Raw genomic sequence first — 19,751 nt, 5'->3', positions numbered from 1 at the left:
CGACCGTCGACCACTAGCCCAGTCTTGTTGTGCTGCACGGTTTCCGGTGCGCCGCCCGAGCGTCCGGCGATCACCGGTACGCCGCTTGCAGAGGCTTCCAGAAATACGATGCCCAGCCCCTCGACATCCAATCCGGCGCCGCGGGTGCGGCATGGCATCGCGAACACGTCGGCCATCGCGTGGTAGGCGGGAAGGTCAGCGGCCGGGATCCCGCCGGTAAACGTCACGTGCTCACTCACCCGATAGCGCTCGGCCAGCTCGCGCAACGTGTCCAGATACGGACCACCGCCCGCGATGACCAGCGCAGCCCCGTTCACTCGCTGCCGGATTGACGGCAGCGCCCGAATCAGCATGTCCTGCCCCTTGCGCGCCACCAGCCGCGACAGGCACAGCACCGTGGGCCGCTGGCCCAGACAGTAGCGGGCGCGCAGCTCGGCGCGGCTTGCCGGGTCAGGGCGGAACCGGTCGGTATCCACCCCCGGCGGCAGGTGTTCCAGTGCGGCGTCCGGCCCGAACGCCGAGGCGAACCGAGCTCGGGTATAGCGGCTGACGAAGGTGACGACGTCGCTGTCGTCACCGATACGACGTAGCACCGACCGCGCCCCCGGAAGCATCGACCACCCCACCTCGTGACCGTGGGTGCTGGCCAGCACTCGGCGTGCGCCGGCTCGACGGGCGCGCTGCGCCAACAGGGCCAATGGCGCGGCGGCGCCGAACCAGACGGTGTCGATGTCGTGCTCAGCGATCAGCCGGCGCATCCGGACGTCGACGGAGGGCACGGGCAACATCAACGTCCCGGGATGGCGCACCACCTGATAGCCCACGGTGCGAGCATCGAAGTCGTCGGCGCCCGTCCATTGTGGCGCGTACACCGTCAGGGTGTGCTGCCCGGTGGCGGCCAATCGGGTTACCAGCTCGACCAAATACGACTGGATGCCACCGCGTCGAGGTGGAAAGTCGTTGGTTACCAGCAGGACCCGGGGCACCTGCGTAGGTTAGCGGGTCAGCCACTGCTGCCAGTCGGCGAGCACGCCCGCCGTGTCGGTGCCCAGCACGTCATGCACCGCGGTGGGCAGGTCGGCATGGCCGACTCCACACGCCGCGCGGTAGAGAGCGCGCAAGGTCGCGGCCCCGCGGGCGTCGGCAACGAAACGCGCGAACCACCATGCCCGGTCGTAGGCCTGCGAACGCTGAGGCCCCGGCGCAGCAAGCTCGGCGTCCGAGGGCAGCGCCGTCGGCATCGGCTTAGGCAGCGGCGTGGGCGGCCGGGCGACGTAGTCAGCCACGCCTTCGGTCAGCCACTCCGGCGCATCGACTGCCGTGTCCGCGCGTGCCGCATAGTGAAAAAGCTCGTGGCTCAACACGATTCGCAAAGCCGACTCGCTCATGCCGACCGCCCCGGGCGCGAACACGATCCGCTGGCCGATCGCAATCCGCCGGGCCGGATCGACCCGGTCGGCGACGGCCACCGCCGCGATATCGGCCCACTGCGCCGCCAGCCCACCGCCGGCCTCGGTCTCGAACTGCCGCTGCGAGCCGGTGGCCACCACGGCGATTTCGCGCGGCCAGTCGGTCCCCCAGAACGCCTCCACCGCGTCGACGGCCCGACCGATATTCGTCGCGACACGGCTTAGCAGAGCCTCCGATTGCGGGCCGCCGAGATTGGTCATCCGCACGGTGCGATCGCCGGCAACGATGAGCCGCGGCGCCGTGGTACTGACCGCCGCTGGCGCGGCCGGGTGGGCGGGTTGTGCAGGGGCACTCCCCCCCGGACCGATTACTTCGGCAGCGGCGAAGAGCAGTTCGGCGGCTAGTACGCAGGCCAGCAGCCAGCGGCGACGGTCAGACCGTCGGCGGTCAGTAGCGGCGGGCGTCGTAGATCGGGCCGGACGAATTCATCGGCACCACCCGCACCGGCACACCGTAGGTGGACGAATGGACCATCAGGCCATCACCGATGTAGAGGCCGGCGTGGGATGCGTCGGAATAGAAGGTCAGCACGTCACCGGGCTGCAGGTCCGACAGCGAGACCGGCTGTCCGCCGTGGGCCAGCGCCTGGCTGGAATGCGGCAACGCGATGCCGGCCTGCTGGAACGCCCACATCACCAAGCCCGAGCAGTCGAACCCGCCGGGCGCGGCGCCGCCCCAGGAATAGGGGGCGCCGACCTGGGTCAGCGCGGCCTGAACAGCGATAGCGCCCTGACCGCTGCCGGGTGCGCCGCCGAATCCAGGCCCGGGACCACCGGGCTGTCCGACGCCGGGTGGCAACGCCTCCGGAGCGGGAGCGGCGGCGGCCATGGCCGCGGGCGGCGGCGGAGGTCCGGGCGCGGCCAGCTCGGTGCGCTGGTTCGGGCTCAACGTGAGGTACTGCGACTTGACGATGGCGATCTGCAGCTGCAGCTGGCTCTGCTTGGACTGCAGCTTCGCGCGCACCCCGGCGGCCTGCTCGGCCGCGGTCTTGGCATCGGCGGCCGATTTCGCGGATGCTTTCTCGGCTTCGGCGGCCTGCTCGCGAGTGGCGCGGTAGTTGGACATCTGCGCGCGCATAGCGGTGCCCATTACCCGCTGCACGGCCAACTTGCCGATCAGCTGCTGTGGCGACTCGGCGGTGAAGATGGCGTTCATGCCGTCGGTGCGGCCGCCCATGTACATCGCTGCCGCAAACTTGTCGACACCGGCCTGAAACGTTGCCAATCGCGACTTCGCAGCGTCGGCGGCGGCGGCGTCATCGTTGTGTTTTTTATCGGCGGCCTGCTGCGCGGCCAGCTTGTTGTTGAGGTCGAGCTGAGCGCTGTGCATCGCCTCGGTGGTCTGCTCGGCCTGCCGCGACAACTCAGTGAGCTTTGCCATCGGGTCGTTGGCTGGGTCTGCCAGCACATTGCTGGCAGCAACTCCGGAGACCGCAACGAACCCTGCTAGTGCTCCTACAGCAAAGCGTGTGGCTACTCGCAAACGCACGCTTCCACCGTCATGCCCCAACCCCAAGATTTCGCATCCTTAAAAGCCATCGGCGCGACGGCCGAGTCTTAATTAGGTCTCAGACAGGTTACGAAACGGCATCGGCGTTGTCCAACACGAGTTAATAAGAAATCAGCAAGATTTCAACGTAACGCGGTTAGGCTACGCCGGGTCGCTGGCGGTGGATCGGAACCAGCCGCAGTCTCGGAGCCAGTCCCGCATCGGCGAGCACCTCCAACGCGACGCGCTCATCCTCCAGCAAAGTTTCCGGTACCCCGAGTATCACACTGACGACGCAGTCACGGCATCCGGGACCCCGCACTGCGCAGTCATCACAGTCGATCACCACTGGTTCTCCCGCATCGGGCGGGACTGCCGCCGCCCCGTCAGGCTCGTCGGTGTACGCCATCTGGCTGGTCCTCTCGGTCTCTCTGGTGGGCTTGCCGTCAGGCTAATCACGAGCACCGACATGTCTGGCCGGCTTGATGGTGAGCGCTTATGGCCCGACGCGCCGCGGCGAATCCGGGCAGTGTCGGTGCAACTGCCTAACGTCGCAGCCATGGGCGTGCCCGCTGCCGAGCAGCTCAGCCTTGCCGACTTCGACGCGGCTGCCGAAATGTCGCTGCGCGAGACGACATTCGTGGTTGTGGACCTGGAGACCACCGGCGGGCGGATGACCGCCCGTGACGGGTCGGCCGCCGACGCCATCACCGAAATCGGGGCGGTCAAAGTGCGCGGCGGCGCGGTGCTGGGCGAGTTCGCCACCCTCGTCGATCCGCAGCGCAGCATCCCGCCGCAGATCGTGCAGCTCACCGGCATCACCACGGCGATGGTGTGCGATGCGCCGACCATCGGCGCGGTGCTGCCGATGTTTTTCGAGTTCGCCCGCGGCGCGGTCCTGGTGGCCCACAACGCCAGGTTCGACATCGGGTTTCTGCGGGCCGCCGCCGACCAGTGCGGTATCGGATGGCGGCGGCCGCAAGTGCTGTGCACCGTCCAACTGGCCCGCAGGGTGCTCAGCCGCGAGGAAGCCCCAAGCGTGCGGCTGGCAGCGCTGGCGCGGCTGTTCGCCGTTGCCAGCGAGCCCACTCACCGGGCGCTCGACGATGCGCGGGCCACCGTCGACGTGTTGCACGCGCTGATCGAGCGCGTGGGCAATCAAGGTGTGCACACCTACGGCGACCTGCGTTCGTATCTGCCCGACGTGACGCCGGCGCAGCGGCGCAAAAGGGTGCTGGCCGAAGGGTTGCCGCACCGGCCCGGCGTCTACCTGTTCCGCGGGCCGGCGGGCGAGGTGCTCTACGTCGGCACCGCAATTGATTTGCGGCGCAGGGTAAGTCAGTACTTCAACGGCTCGGATCAGCGCGGCCGGATCAAGGAGATGGTTGCGCTGGCAAGCACCGTCGAGCACGCCGAGTGCGCGCATGCGTTAGAGGCCGGTGTCCGCGAACTGCGGATGCTGGCCGCGCACGCCCCGCCGTACAACCGGCGGTCAAGATTCCCGCACCGCTGGTGGTGGCTGGTGCTCAGCGCCGAGGCCTTTCCCCGCTTTTCGCCTGCGCGAGCGCCGCGCCACGCTCACGCGGTCGGCCCGTTTCGCTCTCGCACCGACGCCGCCGATACCGCCGCGCTGTTGGCTCGGTTCACCGGTGTGCGCACCTGCACCAAGCGGCTGGCCCGTTCGGTGCTGCACGGACCGGCCTGCCCGCAGCATGAGGTTTCGCCGTGTCCGGCTGCTCGTGATGTGACCGCCGGCCAATACGCCGCGGCGGCCGCTCGCGCCGAAGCGCTGATCGACGGCCTGGACAACACCGCGTTGGCCGCGGCGGTCGGGCAGATCGCCGACCTCGCCGAGCGTCAGCGCTACGAGAGTGCTGCCCGGCTGCGTGACCACACGGTGGCCGCGGTGGAGGTGCTGTGGCGCGGCCAGCGCCTGCGCGCCCTGGCCGTGCTGCCGGAGCTGGTGGCCGCCGCGCCCGACGGCGAGGGCGGCTGGCAGCTCGCCGTCGTCCGCCACGGCCAGCTCGCAGCGGCCGGCAGTGCCGGCCGAGGCGTGCCGCCGATGCCCGTCGTCGACGCCATCCGGGCCGGCGCGCAGGTGGTCCTGCCGCAGCCGGCCCCGCTGGGCGGCGCGCTGGTGGAGGAGACGGCGCTGATCGCGCGTTGGCTGGCGGCGCCCGGGGTGCGCATCGTGCGTGTGACCGGCGTCGACGACGCCGCCGGCTGGTGTTCGCCGTTGGGGTCCGCCGGACCGTGGGCCGGATGGGCCGCGTCGGCACGCGCGGCGCGGGTGGCCGCCGAACAAGCCGTCACCAGCCGGGACTCAGAGCTGCTGACCGAACCGCACCCATCGCGCGAGCAGCTGTTCGGCCGCGCCGCTGTCGATGGCGTCGACGGCGCGGCTCAGCCCGTCTTCCCACGCCGGCAGCCACTCGGCGCGGCTGGATAGCCCGGTATGGGCCACGATCGCGCCCGCGGCGTTGAGCACGACGGCGTCGCGCACCGGGCCCTTGGCGCCGGCCAGCACCGAGCGTGCCTCCGCGGCGTTGGCCGTCGCGTCGCCACCCAACAAATCGTCCAGATCGGCGCGGGCGAACCCGAATCCGGCCGGATCAAAGGTCAGCTTGTCGACGGTGCCGGCCTGCACCCGCCAGATCGTGCTGGTCGTGGTGGTGGTTAGCTCGTCGAGCCCGTCGTCGCCGTGCACCACCAAAACGCTGGACCGGCGTGCCGCAAAAACCCCGGCCATCACTTCGGCCAGGTCGGCGAACGCGCAGCCGATCAGCCCGGCTCGCGGTCGGCCCGGATTAGTAAGTGGCCCAAGCAAATTGAACACGGTGGGCACACCGACTTCACGCCGTGCCACCGACGCGTGCCGGTACGACGGATGAAACTGCGGCGCAAAGCAGAACCCGATCCCGACTTCGGCGACGCTGCGTGCGACGTCGTCAGGATCCAGGTCGATGCGCACCCCAAGCGCCTCCAGGGTGTCGGCGCCGCCGGCCAGCGAGGAGGCCGCCCGGTTGCCGTGCTTGACCACCGGCACGCCGGCCGCCGCCACCACGATCGCCGCCATCGTGGACAGATTGACGGTGTTGACGCCGTCGCCGCCGGTGCCGACCACGTCGACGGTGTCGGTTCCGATCTGCTCGGTGGGCAGCCGGCGTGCGTGCTGCAGCATTACGTCGGCCAACTCGGTGACCTCCGCGGCGGTCGGGCCCTTCATCTTCAGCGCCACGGCGAAGGCCGCGATCTGCGCCGGCGTCGCGGACCCGGTCATGATCTGCTCCATTGCCCACCCGGCCTGTCCGCGTGGCAGGTTGTGCCCCGCGGTCAAAGTCGTGAGGATCTGCGGCCACGACAGCACCTCATTCGAGGACCCGGAAGCTGACACCGCCACACCGCTGATGGTCCCATGGTCATCAGATTCCGGGCACGGCCGGCGGATCGGCACATGAATACCGCTCACCAATTTCCGCCCCGGGTAGAGGTCGACAACTACAAAGCGTCATACTTGCGGATGTGACGAGTGCGGTAGGGACCTCGGGTACTGCAATCACGGCGCGCGTACATTCGCTCAACCGCCCCAACATGGTCAGTGTTGGCACCATAGTGTGGCTTTCCAGCGAATTGATGTTCTTTGCTGGACTGTTTGCGTTCTACTTCACGGCGCGCGCCCAGGCCGCCGGCAACTGGCCGCCCCCGCCGACCGAGCTGAACTTGTACCAAGCCGTCCCGGTCACGCTGGTGCTGATCGCGTCCTCGTTCACCTGCCAGATGGGGGTTTTCGCGGCCGAGCGCGGCGACGTGTTCGGGCTGCGCCGCTGGTATGTGCTCACCTTCGCGATGGGTTTGTTCTTCGTCCTCGGACAGGCCTACGAGTACCACCACCTGATGAGCCACGGCACAACGATCCCCAGCAGCTCCTACGGCAGCGTTTTCTACCTCGCCACCGGCTTTCACGGACTACACGTCATCGGCGGGCTGATCGCGTTCATCTTCCTGCTGGCCCGCACCACGATGAGCAAGTTCACGCCGGCGCAGGCGACCGCATCGATCGTCGTCTCGTACTACTGGCACTTCGTCGACATCGTGTGGATCGCCCTGTTCGCGACGATTTATTTCATCCGATGACCAGCGCGCGTGAGAACAGGAGTGCTCGGTTGAAAAGACTGGGGTTGAACCGATCGCTGAGTGACCGGGCGCGGCGTCGCCTGCGTCGCCGTTCGTCGGCGGGACTGCTGCTGCTGCTGGCACTTTCGGTGGCCGGCGGGCTGGCCGCTGTTCTGACTCCCAGCCCACAGGTGGCTGTCGCCGACGAGTCGTCTTCGGCGCTGCTGCGGACCGGCAAGCAGCTTTTCGACACCTCGTGCGTGACCTGCCACGGCGCCAACCTGCAGGGCGTTCCCGACCGGGGGCCGAGCCTGATCGGCGTCGGCGAGGCCGCGGTCTACTTCCAGGTATCCAGCGGCCGGATGCCGGCGATGCGCGGGGAGGCCCAGGCGACCCGCAAAGACCCGATCTTCGACGCCCCACAGATCGACGCGCTGGGCGCCTATGTGGCAGCCAACGGCGGCGGGCCCGCCGTGGTGCGCAACCCCGACGGCAGTATCGCGATGCACTCGCTGCGCGGCGACGACGTCGGCCGCGGCGGCGACCTGTTCCGGCTCAACTGCTCGTCCTGCCACAACTTCACCGGCAAGGGCGGCGCGTTGTCGTCGGGCAAATTCGCGCCCGACCTGGGCCCGGCCAACGAGCAGCAGATCTTGGACGCGATGCTGACCGGTCCGCAGAACATGCCGAAGTTCTCCGACCGTCAGCTCTCCTTCGACGCGAAGAAGGACATCATCGCCTACGTGAAATCCGTTGCCGAGGAACGCAGTCCGGGCGGCAACGGCCTGGGTGGTTTCGGACCCGCCCCCGAAGGCATGGCGATGTGGATCATCGGGATGGTCGCCGTCATCGGCGCGGCACTGTGGATTGGGTCACGATCATGAGCAACGACGACGCGAAAGGCGCCGGCCGGCCCACCGACGCTGAACTGAACGCGATGTCGCGTGACGAACTCGTTGCGCTCGGCGGCCGGATCGACGGTGTGGAAACCGTCTTCAAGGAGCCGCGGTGGCCGGTGGCCGGCACCAAGGCCGAAAAGCGGGCCGAGCGCCAGGTGGCCGCCTGGCTTTTGCTGGGTGGGTTCTTCGGGTTCGCGCTGCTGCTGGTTTTCTTGTTCTGGCCGTGGGAGTACAAGCCGCACGGGGCCCAGGGCAGCTTCCTCTACACGCTGACCACCCCGCTGTACGGCCTGACCTTCGGGCTGTCCGTTCTGTGCATCGCGATCGGCGCGGTGCTGTTCCAGAAAAAGTTCATCCCCGAAGAGATTTCGATTCAGGACCGCCACTACACCGCCACCGGGTCAGATGAGATCGACCGCAAGACCGTGGTCGCGAACCTGACCGACGCTCTCGAAGGTTCCACGCTGCGGCGTCGTAAGCTGATCGGTCTGTCGCTGGGTGTCGGGCTGGGCGCATTCGGGCTCGGCACTCTCGTGGCGTTTGCCGGCGGCCTGATCAAGAACCCGTGGAAACCGGTGATACAGACCGCCGATGGCAAGAAAGCCGTGCTGTGGACGTCGGGCTGGACGCCGCGCTATCACGGCGAGACCATCTACGTCGCCCGAGCCACTGGCGAAAGCCTCGGGGCGCCGTTCGTCAAGATGCGCCCCGAAGACATCCAAGCCGGCGGCATGGAGACGGTTTTCCCGTGGCGCGTGTCCGACGGTGACGGCACCACGGTGGAATCACACGAAAAGCTGACCTCCATCCTGACGGCGGTCCGCAACCCGGTGATGCTGATCCGCATCAAGCCCCGCGACATGTCGCGGGTGGTCAAGCGCAAGGGCCAGGAGAGCTTCAACTTCGGCGAGCTGTTCGCCTTCACGAAGGTCTGCTCGCATTTGGGTTGTCCCTCTTCGCTTTACGAGCAGCAGTCCTATCGCATCCTGTGCCCTTGCCACCAGTCGCAGTTCGACGCGTTGCACTACGCAACGCCGATTTTCGGGCCGGCAGCACGCGCGTTGGCACAGCTGCCCCTCACCATTGACGCCGACGGGTATCTAGTCGCCAACGGCGACTTCATCGAGCCTGTCGGACCGGCATTTTGGGAGCGCACAACAACATGAGTCCGCAACTGAGTCCCCCCAAGATCGGCGACGTCCTGGCCCAACAAGGCGAGGACATCGATTCGCGTTATCACCCGTCGGCAGCGGTGCGCCGCCAGCTGAACAAGGTGTTTCCGACGCACTGGTCGTTCCTGCTCGGCGAGATCGCGATGTACAGCTTCATCATCCTGCTGTTGACCGGCGTTTACCTGACGCTGTTCTTCGACCCCTCTATGAACGACGTCACCTACAACGGCGTCTATCAGCCGCTGCGCGGTGTCGAGATGTCGAAGGCGTACGCGTCCACGCTCGACATCAGCTTCGAGGTGCGCGGCGGGCTGTTCGTTCGCCAGGTCCATCACTGGGCCGCACTGATGTTCTCCGCGGCCATCATGGTGCACCTGGCCCGGATCTTCTTCACCGGAGCATTTCGCCGACCCCGCGAGGCCAACTGGGTCATCGGCTCACTGCTGCTGATCCTGTCGATGTTCGAGGGCTACTTCGGCTACTCGCTGCCCGACGACCTGCTGTCCGGCATCGGGATACGGGCCGCACTCTCGTCAATCACCTTGGGAATGCCGGTGATCGGCACCTGGCTGCACTGGGCACTGTTCGGCGGTGACTTCCCCTGTGGCGGTGCGGGAGACGACTGCACCGCGGCGGGCTACATCATCCCGCGCCTGTACGGGCTGCACATCCTGTTGCTGCCGGGGATCATGCTGGCGCTGATCGGCATCCATCTGGCCTTCGTCTGGTTCCAGAAGCACACCCAGTTCCCCGGCCCCGGCCGCACCGAACACAATGTCGTCGGCGTGCGGGTGATGCCGATATTCGCCGTCAAATCCGGCGCCTTCTTCGCGCTGTGCACCGGGATCCTCGGCCTGATGGGCGGCCTGCTGCAGATCAACCCGATCTGGAACCTGGGGCCCTACAAGCCATCTCAAGTCTCGGCAGGCAGCCAGCCCGACTTCTACATGATGTGGACCGAAGGCCTGGCCCGTATCTGGCCGGCGTGGGAGTTCTACATCGGCCACCACACCATTCCCGCGGTGGTCTGGGTCGCGTTGATCATGGGTTTGGTTTTCACGCTGCTGATCATTTACCCGTTCCTGGAGAAGGGGTTCTCCGGCGACCGCGCCCACCACAACCTGCTGCAGCGGCCGCGAGATGTGCCGGTGCGCACCGCGATCGGGGCCATGGCAATCGCCTTCTACATGGTGCTCACGCTGAGCGCGATGAACGACATCATCGCCTTCAAATTCCACATCTCGCTCAACGCGACGACCTGGATCGGGCGCATCGGCATGATCGTGCTGCCACCGTTCGTCTACTTCATCGCCTACCGGTGGGCAATCGGGCTGCAACGCAGCGACCGCGCCATCCTCGAGCACGGCATCGAAACCGGCATCATCAAACGACTGCCGCACGGCGCCTACATCGAACTGCACCAGCCGCTGGGCCCCGTCGACGACCACGGCCACCCTGTGCCGCTGGAATACCAGGGCGCCCCGGTGCCCACCAAGATGAACCAACTCGGCGCCGGCGGCTCCCCTGGCTCAGGCAGCTTCCTGTACGCCGACCCCGTCGCCGAAGACGCCGCGCTGTCCGAAGCCCACCACGCCGCCGAACAACGCGCCCTCACCGCGCTGCGGGAGCACCAGGACGGCAGCAACGGCTCATCCAACGGCTCGAACGGCCAGCACTAGCGGGACCGTTTCGGCGGCTATGCGGCGAGCGTGCGGCGTAGCTGCCGCACCTGTTGCCACGGGACCAACGGCATGATCAGCGTGACGAATCCGGCGATCCCGTAGCTGGTCCACGAGAAGGCATCGTGGCCGATCGCCATCAGGTAGGTCGCCACCGCAACTCCCAGCAGCGCCAGCCCCATGGTGCCCATCAAAGCGGCGGTACCGCGCAGCCAGACGCGGTCCACCTCCGCCTCCGGCAATGCCGGCCCTAGCGTGGTCAGCCGCTCGGTATGGCCGTGCCGGGTCAGGGTCGACGACGCCGTGTGCTCAGACCTGCTCAGCTGCCCGCCGGCCGTGCGTGCCGGCACCCTCGCCGATCGCGCGACTGGCCCGTCGCGGGTGGTGCGCCGGGCGCGCAGCAGCATCGGGATCGCCGCCAGGATGACCAGCGCGGAGATCACGATGATGGCGTAGAGCACCGACGAGGTGTGCGGATTGCCTTTCGCGTCGTGGAAGCCCCGGCCGAGGTCCATCAACGCGACGATGGCGGCCACGCTCATCCCCACCAGCCCCAACCAGACGGCGGCGCACGCCCCAACCAGGATGCGATCGGCGGTAGCCGGCGCCATCTTGCCCCGCGCGCCCCACGCTTGGGAGTACCGGTCGATCATCAGCAGTTCGTCTGCGGTTGATTGTTCTCATTCGACGACAACACCTTGCCGTCGCTGGTGGTGATCGAGCAGTTGAGCTTGCTCAACCGCAGCAGGCTGGTCGCTTCGATCGAGCCGACGTCCGACGTCGAGATCGGTGTGAGTGTGATCGTCCACGGGATGTAGGCGTTGTTCAGAATCCGTCGCATTCCGGACGCGTCGGTGTAGGTGATCGTGATCTGGTCGAACGGCGCCTTGGTGCCGGTCACCGAATAGGTGACCTGCCGAGGCGCGGCGGGAGCAGGAGCGCCGCCGGGCGGCGGGGCGGCTGTGCCCGGCGCCGGTGCCGGCGCCGGCGCCGGAGCAGGTGCTGGCGACGGCGGTGGCGGCGCCTCGGAGGGCGGCGGCGGTGGTGGCGGGGCCTCGCTGGTCGGCGGAGGCGGAGGTGGCGGCGGCGGGGTGGTCGGCGGCGGCGCGGGCGGCGGTGTCGTGACGATGATCTCGTCCTGCTGCGGCGGCGTCGACGTCGGCGCGGTGCTCGGCGTCGCCAGCTTGGTGGTATCGCTGCGAGTGAACAGCAGCGACACGGAAACCACCAGCGCGATCGCCGCGGCAATCGCGGCAATGCCGACGATCCACGGCCAGCGCGCGGTGCCGGATTCTGCGGGGGCCTGCTCGTCGTAACTCTCGTAGTCGTAGAGGTCGAGGTCGACGGGCACATACGGGCCGCTCGTGACGTGTTCGGACTCCGGAGCCGAGTAGGCCCGCGAATAGACATCGGTCTGGCCCGTCTCCGGGTCCTGCTCGGGCCCCTCCCCCGTCAAGCCCTCGCCGAATTCGCCGCCGCCCCCCTCGAATTCACTGTTGCCTTCGCTGGGCTCGGCGGCCGGTTCCAGTTCTTCGGACTCCGGTCCTGGTGGATTGGGCCCGCTCATGTTCTGCCTGTCCTGTCCGACTACTCACGGGCGTGCGCTGCACCGGGGGTGTGTTGTTGTGCGCGCGCTCCGATGTTCCTCATTGTGCCCCGGAAACCCTACCCAACCGGTATCTGCGCGGCATCGTCGGTGAACGGGTCACGGATCAACTGATGCCCTGATTGTGACCTTTGCCGGCGCTGACTAGTGCTTCTCCGGACCGAGGTAGTACTCGAAGACCAGCCCGGCCGCCGAGCTCAGGACAAACGCCACCCCGGCGACGATCAACCACGGCAGCCACAATGCAACGCCGACCGCGGTGACCGAGGCGGACAGCGCGACCAGAATTGGCCACCAGCTATGCGGGCTGAAAAACCCCAGTTCGCCTGCGCCGTCGCTGATCTCAGCGCCCTCGTAATCCTCGGGCCGGGTGTCGAGCCGGCGAGCCACGAAGCGGAAGTACGTCGCCACGATAAGCGCCATTCCAGCGGTCAACGCCAACGCCGTAGTTCCGGCCCACTCGATGCCACCGGTGGCGTACAAGCTGGTCAGAATGCCGTAAAGCGCAGTGCAGAAGACGAAGAACGCGGCCACGAATTCGTACAGCCTGGCTTCGATATGCATGGGGGCTTCCTAGTTACTCGCTTGGGGCACATGCTCGCCGCGGCGGGTGTCGAACGGGTGCGTGGTGACCGCAACCGGCGACTGGGCGATCGCCTGCAAGGCCTGGGCATTGGTCTTACCGGCGATCCGCTGCTGCAGGTAGGCCTTGAAGTCGTTGGGCTGCACCACCCGGACCTCGAAGTTCATCATCGAGTGATACGTCCCGCACATCTCGGCGCAGCGACCGACGAATGCCCCGGTCCGCTGGATTTCGGAGACCTGGAAGACGTTCACCGAATGGTTTTCATGCGGATAGGGCATCACGTCGCGCTTGAAGAGGAACTCCGGTACCCAGAAAGCGTGGATGACGTCGGCGGAGGCCATCTGGAACTCGATTCGCTTACCCGCGGGCAGGACCAGTACCGGGATCTCGGTGCTGGTGCCCACCGTCTCGACCTTGTCGTAGTTCAGGTAGCTGCGGTCTTCCATGCTGATTCCATGGTCGGGCCCGGGAATCTCCTCACCCTGCGGGTTCCGGGCTTCCGACTTGGTGACCACCGCTGCTTTACGCGCCGCGTCGGCTCCGTCGAATTTGAGCGTGCCATCCTTGAAATCGACCTTCTGGTAACCGAACTTCCAGTTCCACTGGAACGACGTGATGTCGACCACGACCTCGGGGTCCTTGGCCAGATGCAGCATCTTCTCCTGCACCACCACGGTGAAGTAGAACAGCACCGAGATGATCAGGAACGGTGTCACGGTGAGCACCAACTCCAGCGGCATGTTGTAGCCGAACTGGCGGGGCAATTCGGTGTCGGTGGGCTTCCAGCGGTGGAAGGCGCTGGACCAGAAGATCAGGCCCCACACGACGGCGCCCACGACCAGCGACGCGATCACCGCGCCGATCCACAGCTGCCGGTTGAAGTCGGCCTCCGGGGTGATGCCCCTGGGCCAGCCCATGCCCAAAACCTCCGACCAACTGCATCCGCTCAGGGACACCGCCAGGATGCCAAGCAGGCCGGCCAACACGGGCAGCCGAAGCCGACGAGAGCGCTGCGAACGGCCTGGTCCGCGAGGTGTCACGGTGGCGCCTCCTGAAATCACAAGCTGGACCGACAGCAAGCACATCGAATACTACGCAGCGTAGACCACGCGGCGTAACCAAGCGCTGCCGGAGTCCCCGCGCCCGGGGCCGGCCCGCGGACTGGCCCGCGACCTGCGGCGGCGCCGATGCCACCGCGTTGCGGCATACTTGTCGCGATGTGTGGACTGCTGGCCTTCGTGAGCGCTGCGGCCGGCGGTGATGCTTCGGGTTCTCCGGCCAGGGCCCTCGAAACGGCCGAGTCTGTCGCCCGCGCATCGCATCTGATGCGCCACCGCGGACCCGACGAGCCGGGCACCTGGGCCGACCCTGCCGGGACCGTCGTGTTCGGTTTCAACCGGCTGTCCATCATCGATATCGCCCACTCGCATCAACCGCTGCGTTGGGGGCCGCCGGAAAGCCCAGACCGGTACGAGTTGGTGTTCAACGGCGAGATCTACAACTACCTGGAGCTGCGGGCCGAACTCGCCGAGCGCCACGGCGCCGTCTTCGCCACCGATGGCGACGGTGAGGCCATCGTCGCCGCCTATCACCATTGGGGCGCCGACGCCCTGACCCGGCTGCGGGGGATGTTCGCTTTCGCCCTGTGGGACAACGTCGCCGGCGAATTATTCTGCGCCCGCGACCCTTTCGGCATCAAGCCGCTGTTCATGGCGACCGGTACCGGCGGCACAGCGGTGGCCAGCGAAAAGAAATGCCTGCTGGACCTGGCCGACCTGATCGGATTCGATACCGCAATCGACTTGCGCGCCGTTCAGCACTACACGGTGCTGCAGTACGTGCCCGAACCGGAAACCCTGCACCGCGGTGTGCGCCGGCTCGAGTCCGGCTGTTACGCGCGGATTCGCCCCGGCCTGGCCACACCGGAGACGACTCGCTACTTCGTACCGCGCTTCACCGCGACACCGATCACCCGAGACACCGAACAGGCCCGCTACGACGAGATCACTGCGGTCCTGGAGGATTCGGTGGCAAAGCACATGCGCGCCGACGTTACCGTCGGCGCCTTTCTGTCGGGCGGCATCGATTCGACGGCGATCGCGGCGCTGGCTATCCGGCACAATCCCCGGCTGATCACGTTCACGACCGGGTTCGAGCGTGAGGGATTCTCGGAAATCGACGTCGCGGTGGCGTCGGCGGAGGCGATCGGCGCGCGGCACATCGCCAAGGTGGTCGCGCCCGACGAGTTCGTCGCCGCCTTACCCGAAATCGTTTGGTATCTCGACGAACCGGTGGCCGACCCGGCGCTGGTGCCGCTGTTCTTCGTCGCTCGCGAGGCGCGAAAGCATGTCAAGGTGGTGCTGTCCGGGGAGGGCGCCGACGAGCTTTTCGGCGGCTACACCATCTACCGGGAGCCGTTGTCGCTCAAGCCTTTCGACTACCTGCCCGGGCCGCTGCGACGCTCGATGGGCAAGATGTCCAAACCGCTGCCCGAGGGCATGCGCGGCAAGAGCCTGCTGCATCGCGGATCGCTGACGCTCCAGCAGCGCTACTACGGCAATGCCCGTAGCTTCTCCGACGCGCAGCTGCGCGACGTGCTGCCCGGGTTCCGGCCCGACTGGACGCACACCGACGTGACGGCACCGCTGTATGGCGAATCAGCGGACTGGGATCCCGTGGCCCGCATGCAACACATCGACCTGTTCACCTGGTTGCGCGGCGACATTCTGGTCAAGGCCGACAAGATGACGATGGCCAACTCGCTGGAGTTGCGGGTCCCGTTTCTGGATCCCGAGGTGTTCGCCGTCGCCTCCCGACTGCCGGTGCAGGCCAAGATCACCCGCACCACCACGAAGTACGCGCTACGACGCGCGCTGGAGCCGATCGTGCCGGCGCACGTGCTCAACCGGCCGAAACTGGGCTTTCCCGTGCCTATTCGGCACTGGCTGCGTGCCGGCCCGCTGCTGGAGTGGGCGCATGAAATGGTGAACTCGTCGGCAACCGACCATCTGATCGACGCGTCCGCCGTACGCCGGATGCTAGACGAACACCGTTGCGGCACAGCGGATCACAGTCGCAGACTGTGGACGCTGCTGATCTTCATGCTCTGGCACGCGATCTTCGTCGAGCACAGCGTGGCGCCGCAGATCAGCGAGCCGTCCTACCCGGTGCAGCTCTGACGTGAGCCGCTAGGCGAGTACCGCGCCGATCTCGGCGGCGGCGTCGTCGCCGTAGGCATCCGCGAGGCGCGTCTTGGCAACCTCGCGGTCCCACTGCCACTCCTGCGTCCCGGTCGACTCCAGCACCAGCACCGCGACCAGCGAACCCAACTGCGCCGACCGCTCCAGGCTCAGCCCGCCGCTGCGTCCGATCAGAAAACCGGCCCGGAATGCATCGCCGACGCCGGTGGGGTCGGTCTGGCTGGTCTCGGGCACCACGCCGACGTGAAGGGTCGTCCCGTCGCGGTCAACGATGTCGACGCCCTTGGGTCCGAGCGTGGTCACCCGCAGGTCGACCTTTTCCAGCACATCGGCCTCCGACCAGCCCGTCTTCGACAGCAACAGCTCCCACTCGTAATCGTTGGTGAATAGGTACGCGGCGCCGTCGACGAGCTTGTTGATCTCGTCGCCGGACAGCCGCGGCAACTGCTGCGACGGGTCGGCGGCGAAGGCCAAGCCGAGCTTGCGGCACTCCTCGGTGTGCACCACCATCGCGTCCGGGTCATTGGCCCCGACGATCACCAGGTCCGGCTTGCCGATCGACGAGACGACGTCGGCGAGCTTGATGTTGCGGGCCTCTGACATCGCACCCGGGTAGAACGACGCGATCTGGGCCATGTCGAGGTCGGTGGTGCAGACGAACCGTGCGGTGTGCGCGGTTTGTGAAATGAGAACGTTGTCGGTGTTGACGCCGTGTGCGTTGAGCCATTGGCGGTAGTCGTCGAAGTCGTCGCCGGCAGCCCCCACCAGCGCGACGTCGCCGCCGAGCACGCCGATTGCGTAGGCCATGTTCCCGCCCACGCCGCCCCGGTGAATCACCAGGTCGTCCACCAGGAAACTCAGCGACACCTTCTGCAAATGCTCGGCCAGCAGGTGTTCGGAAAATCGACCCGGAAACCGCATCAAATTGTCGGTGGCAATAGAACCGGTCACCGCGATCGTCACGAAAAATCCACCCTTCGTTTCATAAGTTCGGCTAGCTAAGCTTACCCACGGTCGTGGGTGCCGCTGCAGTGCGGGCAGAGGCCCGCTAGCCTCCGTAGGAGAACCTCGCGCCGACAGACGTCGTTCAGGGTCATCCAGCCCCGACACCCGAGGAGTACCGCCTATGCCCGGTCCGTATTCGCCGAACCACCGTCTCGGCGCCGACGGACCGCAATTCACGGACCCTCATCCCAGCCAGCCCATTCCCGGCCCGCCACCCCACGGCGTGCCTCCCGTGCGCGACGCGGCCGAGGCAGCACCTCCGTCGGCCGCCTATCCGGGGCCGCTGCCACCACCCGTGACATACCCGAAACGCCGCGCTCGACGACTGGTCCTCGGCATTCTGGCGGCGTTGCTCCTGATCACTGGGTTGATCGCGGCGATCGTGCACGGTTCGCGCGGCGGCCCGACGACCTCGGCAGGCGCGATCTCCGATGCGACGGCCAAGCCGGCGATACAGGGCTACCTGGACGCGCTCGAGCACCGCGACATCGAAACCATCGCGCGCAACGCACTGTGCGGTATCTACGACGCGGTGCGCGATCGACGCTCGGATCAAGCGCTGGCCAAGCTGAGCAGCGACGCGTTCCGCAAGCAATTCGCCGATGCGCAGGTGACGTCCATCGACAAGATCGTCTACTGGTCGGACTATCAGGCCCAGGTGTTGTTCACCATGCGTGTCGAACCGGGCGGCGGTGGCTCGTCCCGCGAGCAGGTACAGGGGATCGCGCAGTTACTTGCCCAGCACAACCAGGTGCTGGTGTGCTCCTACGTGCAGCGGACAGCGGGCAGCTACTAGGCAGCTAGCGCGGGGCGAGCCGCGTCAGTTGAAGGAGTCGCCGCAGGCGCACGAGCCGGTGGCGTTCGGGTTGTCGATCGTGAAGCCCTGCTTCTCGATGGTGTCGACGAAGTCGATCGAGGCGCCCTGCACGTAGGGCGCGCTCATCCGGTCGACAGTGAGCGTCACGCCGCCGAAGTCGGCGGTCAAGTCGCCGTCGAGCGCGCGATCGTCGAAGAACAAGTTGTACCGCAGGCCAGCGCATCCTCCGGGCTGGACCGCGATACGCAGCGCCAGGTCGTCGCGTCCCTCCTGCTCCAGCAGGGACTTCGCCTTGGCTGCCGCGGCGTCGGTCAAGATCACGCCGTGGGTTGTTGTCGCGGCTGACTCGTCCTGAACAGTCATTGCGTCTCCCTATAAGTGCCTACAAGCCCATATCGTTCTCGGGTCGGTGAGTGGGTTCTTTCACCGCGGTCCTTGCCGTACCGGACCCCCGCTGAAAAAACCCGTCTCTTTAAAGGTACCTTGTCGAACCGCTATTCCCGAGTCGCGCCGCCACGTAAGAGGCCAGGCCCATCAGCTGGTTGGCGGCGTCTGCCAGGGCCAGCCGCACCGAGCCCGCGTAGTCGGCGATCGCGTAGGCCGCCAGAATGCCCTCCGACAGCAGCGCCCGACGGTCAAGAGCCACCTGACCAGCCATCACCACGATCGGTACCTGCAATGGTTGCGCCGCCGCGGCCAGCGCGCCGACCACCTTCCCGTGCAACGACTGGTGGTCGAACCGGCCCTCACCGGTGATCACCAGGTCAGCCGCGGCAATGTCATCAGCTAACCGCGTGTGCGTGGCGATGATCGATGCACCCGATTCGCACCGGCCGCCCAGTGCGAGCAGCGCCGCCCCGATACCCCCGGCCGCCCCGGCGCCCGCTTGCGCGCTGACCGGCCGCCCGGCGGCCGCATCCAGCTCAGCCGCCCATTCGGCGAGCCGCTGTTCGAGCACCGCCACTGTCGCCGGATCCGCTCCCTTCTGCGGGCCGAATACGGCCGCGGCTCCCCACGGCCCCAGCAGGGGGTATTCGACGTCCGACGCAGCGATCAGCTCGACGCCGGCCAGCCGCTGCCGGCCCGCCCGAAGGCCGCCGAGCTCGTCGACCAGTGCACGGCCGCCGTCGGTGCTGGCGGTGCCGCCCAGGCCGACCACGATCCGCGCGGCGCCCGCCCGCACGGCCGCGTCGATGAGCTGGCCCACTCCCCTGCTGTGGGCGGACAGCGCGGTTTGCGGCGTCGGCGGGCCGCCGAGCCGGGCCAAGCCGCACGCCTGCGCGCATTCCAGGTATGCCGTCGCCGACTCGGGCTCCAGCACCCATTCGGCTTGCACGTCGTCGTCCAACGGGCCGGATACCTCGAGGTGCCGCCGCTGCCCCAGCCGGCTGGCCAGCACGTCGACGAAACCTGGGCCACCGTCGGATTGCGGCGCAATGATGAACTGATCGGCGGGGCGCGCCCGGTTCCAGCCCGTCACTATCGCGGCGGCCGCCTCGAGGGCGGTCAGGCTGTCGCCGTAGCAATCGGGGGCAACCAGCACACGAAGTATCGCCGGTATCGTCGGCGCCAGGTCTGCGGCGGGTGCGATACCGCCGGCGTCAGCCGCCGACCCGCTCATCTGAGCAAGCGTAGGGCCGGCGCGGGAAAGGTGCACCCACCCCGATCGTGGGCCACACCGTGTACCGGACAACAGCCGTTGCGAAGTAACCTGGC

18 protein-coding genes and 1 pseudogene are annotated in these 19,751 nt (G+C 67.4%); 7 read left to right on the top strand and 12 right to left on the bottom strand.

Annotated elements, in window-relative coordinates:
• The 4 genes from VKI00_RS23500 to VKI00_RS23485 all read right to left on the bottom strand — a co-directional run.
• Nucleotides 1-986 (bottom strand): glycosyltransferase family 4 protein (locus VKI00_RS23500; protein ID WP_324441746.1); only part of this gene is annotated, 986 nt, incomplete at its 3' end.
• Between the two features lie 9 nt (nucleotides 987-995).
• Entirely contained in the window at nucleotides 996-1,829 is an 834-nt protein-coding gene (locus tag VKI00_RS23495) for a hypothetical protein (protein WP_324441752.1), read from the bottom strand.
• A gap of 28 nt (nucleotides 1,830-1,857) precedes the next feature.
• A complete protein-coding gene (gene ripC, locus VKI00_RS23490) occupies nucleotides 1,858-2,979 on the bottom strand; it encodes a peptidoglycan hydrolase RipC (RefSeq protein ID WP_414687275.1) in 1,122 nt (373 codons plus the stop codon).
• A gap of 136 nt (nucleotides 2,980-3,115) precedes the next feature.
• On the bottom strand, nucleotides 3,116-3,367 hold the full coding sequence (locus tag VKI00_RS23485) for a hypothetical protein (protein ID WP_324441742.1): 252 nt from the start codon (nucleotides 3,365-3,367) through the stop codon (nucleotides 3,116-3,118).
• Between the two features lie 60 nt (nucleotides 3,368-3,427).
• Here VKI00_RS23485 and VKI00_RS23480 point away from each other — a divergent pair.
• Nucleotides 3,428-5,344: pseudogene (locus VKI00_RS23480) on the top strand (DEDD exonuclease domain-containing protein); the annotation flags it as partial.
• Here the strand turns inward: VKI00_RS23480 and trpD are convergent.
• Nucleotides 5,282-6,358: an anthranilate phosphoribosyltransferase gene (gene trpD / locus VKI00_RS23475; RefSeq protein WP_324441740.1), complete on the bottom strand. Its 1,077-nt coding sequence runs from the start codon at nucleotides 6,356-6,358 to the stop codon at nucleotides 5,282-5,284. The pseudogene VKI00_RS23480 and the gene trpD overlap by 63 nt on opposite strands.
• 122 nt (nucleotides 6,359-6,480) lie before the next feature.
• Between trpD and VKI00_RS23470 the strand changes: the two genes are divergently transcribed.
• The 4 genes from VKI00_RS23470 to VKI00_RS23455 are packed head-to-tail and all read left to right on the top strand — an operon-like array spanning nucleotide 6,481 to nucleotide 10,821.
• Nucleotides 6,481-7,092 carry a heme-copper oxidase subunit III gene (locus VKI00_RS23470; RefSeq protein ID WP_324441739.1) on the top strand — a complete coding sequence of 204 codons (612 nt, stop codon included), beginning with the start codon at nucleotides 6,481-6,483 and terminating at the stop codon, nucleotides 7,090-7,092.
• Complete coding sequence (locus VKI00_RS23465; protein ID WP_414687274.1) at nucleotides 7,089-7,955, top strand: c-type cytochrome; 867 nt, start codon at nucleotides 7,089-7,091, stop codon at nucleotides 7,953-7,955. Before VKI00_RS23470 ends, VKI00_RS23465 begins: the two co-directional genes overlap by 4 nt.
• On the top strand, nucleotides 7,952-9,136 hold the full coding sequence (locus VKI00_RS23460) for a ubiquinol-cytochrome c reductase iron-sulfur subunit (protein WP_324441735.1): 1,185 nt from the start codon (nucleotides 7,952-7,954) through the stop codon (nucleotides 9,134-9,136). Before VKI00_RS23465 ends, VKI00_RS23460 begins: the two co-directional genes overlap by 4 nt.
• Nucleotides 9,133-10,821, top strand: a complete 1,689-nt coding sequence (locus tag VKI00_RS23455) for a cytochrome bc complex cytochrome b subunit (RefSeq protein ID WP_324441733.1) — start codon at nucleotides 9,133-9,135, stop codon at nucleotides 10,819-10,821. Before VKI00_RS23460 ends, VKI00_RS23455 begins: the two co-directional genes overlap by 4 nt.
• A 17-nt stretch (nucleotides 10,822-10,838) precedes the next feature.
• Here the strand turns inward: VKI00_RS23455 and VKI00_RS23450 are convergent, their stop codons facing one another.
• From VKI00_RS23450 to VKI00_RS23435, 4 genes are all read right to left on the bottom strand, one after another.
• Nucleotides 10,839-11,474 (bottom strand): DUF2561 family protein, encoded by a 636-nt coding sequence (locus VKI00_RS23450; protein WP_324441731.1) that lies wholly within the window; start codon nucleotides 11,472-11,474, stop codon nucleotides 10,839-10,841.
• On the bottom strand, nucleotides 11,474-12,388 hold the full coding sequence (locus tag VKI00_RS23445; protein ID WP_324441729.1) for an MmpS family transport accessory protein: 915 nt from the start codon (nucleotides 12,386-12,388) through the stop codon (nucleotides 11,474-11,476). The genes VKI00_RS23450 and VKI00_RS23445 overlap by 1 nt, the downstream gene beginning before the upstream one ends.
• A gap of 183 nt (nucleotides 12,389-12,571) precedes the next feature.
• The gene (locus tag VKI00_RS23440) at nucleotides 12,572-12,991 is read right to left on the bottom strand and encodes a cytochrome c oxidase subunit 4 (RefSeq protein WP_324441727.1); all 420 of its coding nucleotides are present in this window, start codon (nucleotides 12,989-12,991) and stop codon (nucleotides 12,572-12,574) included.
• 9 nt (nucleotides 12,992-13,000) lie between these two features.
• Nucleotides 13,001-14,053: a cytochrome c oxidase subunit II gene (locus VKI00_RS23435; RefSeq protein ID WP_414687273.1), complete on the bottom strand. Its 1,053-nt coding sequence runs from the start codon at nucleotides 14,051-14,053 to the stop codon at nucleotides 13,001-13,003.
• Between the two features lie 177 nt (nucleotides 14,054-14,230).
• Between VKI00_RS23435 and asnB the strand changes: the two genes are divergently transcribed.
• Nucleotides 14,231-16,192, top strand: a complete 1,962-nt coding sequence (gene asnB, locus VKI00_RS23430; RefSeq protein ID WP_324441750.1) for an asparagine synthase (glutamine-hydrolyzing) — start codon at nucleotides 14,231-14,233, stop codon at nucleotides 16,190-16,192.
• 9 nt (nucleotides 16,193-16,201) lie between these two features.
• On the opposite strand, the gene VKI00_RS23425 is transcribed toward asnB, so the two are convergent.
• Nucleotides 16,202-17,176, bottom strand: coding sequence for a carbohydrate kinase family protein (locus VKI00_RS23425; RefSeq protein ID WP_324441723.1), 975 nt, complete (start codon nucleotides 17,174-17,176; stop codon nucleotides 16,202-16,204).
• A 163-nt stretch (nucleotides 17,177-17,339) separates the two neighbouring features.
• Between VKI00_RS23425 and VKI00_RS23420 the strand changes: the two genes are divergently transcribed.
• Complete coding sequence (locus VKI00_RS23420; protein ID WP_324441721.1) at nucleotides 17,340-18,014, top strand: hypothetical protein; 675 nt, start codon at nucleotides 17,340-17,342, stop codon at nucleotides 18,012-18,014.
• 24 nt (nucleotides 18,015-18,038) lie between these two features.
• On the opposite strand, the gene VKI00_RS23415 is transcribed toward VKI00_RS23420, so the two are convergent.
• Nucleotides 18,039-18,398: an iron-sulfur cluster assembly accessory protein gene (locus VKI00_RS23415; protein WP_324441719.1), complete on the bottom strand. Its 360-nt coding sequence runs from the start codon at nucleotides 18,396-18,398 to the stop codon at nucleotides 18,039-18,041.
• A gap of 109 nt (nucleotides 18,399-18,507) precedes the next feature.
• Nucleotides 18,508-19,656: a glycerate kinase gene (locus tag VKI00_RS23410; RefSeq protein ID WP_324441717.1), complete on the bottom strand. Its 1,149-nt coding sequence runs from the start codon at nucleotides 19,654-19,656 to the stop codon at nucleotides 18,508-18,510.
• Nucleotides 19,657-19,751: the final 95 nt, after the last annotated feature.

This window comes from Mycobacterium sp. (assembly GCF_035314665.1).
Lineage (GTDB): Bacteria > Actinomycetota > Actinomycetes > Mycobacteriales > Mycobacteriaceae > Mycobacterium.
This window is presented reverse-complemented; position numbering and strand designations above follow the sequence as displayed.

Excerpts from the sequence above, each read along its gene's own strand:
- VKI00_RS23485 (WP_324441742.1), bottom strand. The coding sequence starts at position 3,367 with ATGGCGTACACCGACGAGCCTGACGGGGCGGCGGCAGTCCCGCCCGAT.
- VKI00_RS23465 (WP_414687274.1), top strand. The coding sequence starts at position 7,089 with ATGACCAGCGCGCGTGAGAACAGGAGTGCTCGGTTGAAAAGACTGGGG.
- VKI00_RS23460 (WP_324441735.1), top strand. The coding sequence starts at position 7,952 with ATGAGCAACGACGACGCGAAAGGCGCCGGCCGGCCCACCGACGCTGAA.
- VKI00_RS23455 (WP_324441733.1), top strand. The coding sequence starts at position 9,133 with ATGAGTCCGCAACTGAGTCCCCCCAAGATCGGCGACGTCCTGGCCCAA.
- VKI00_RS23450 (WP_324441731.1), bottom strand. The coding sequence starts at position 11,474 with ATGATCGACCGGTACTCCCAAGCGTGGGGCGCGCGGGGCAAGATGGCG.
- VKI00_RS23445 (WP_324441729.1), bottom strand. The coding sequence starts at position 12,388 with ATGAGCGGGCCCAATCCACCAGGACCGGAGTCCGAAGAACTGGAACCG.
- VKI00_RS23440 (WP_324441727.1), bottom strand. The coding sequence starts at position 12,991 with ATGCATATCGAAGCCAGGCTGTACGAATTCGTGGCCGCGTTCTTCGTC.
- asnB (WP_324441750.1), top strand. The coding sequence starts at position 14,231 with ATGTGTGGACTGCTGGCCTTCGTGAGCGCTGCGGCCGGCGGTGATGCT.
- VKI00_RS23420 (WP_324441721.1), top strand. The coding sequence starts at position 17,340 with ATGCCCGGTCCGTATTCGCCGAACCACCGTCTCGGCGCCGACGGACCG.
- VKI00_RS23415 (WP_324441719.1), bottom strand. The coding sequence starts at position 18,398 with ATGACTGTTCAGGACGAGTCAGCCGCGACAACAACCCACGGCGTGATC.
- VKI00_RS23410 (WP_324441717.1), bottom strand. The coding sequence starts at position 19,656 with ATGAGCGGGTCGGCGGCTGACGCCGGCGGTATCGCACCCGCCGCAGAC.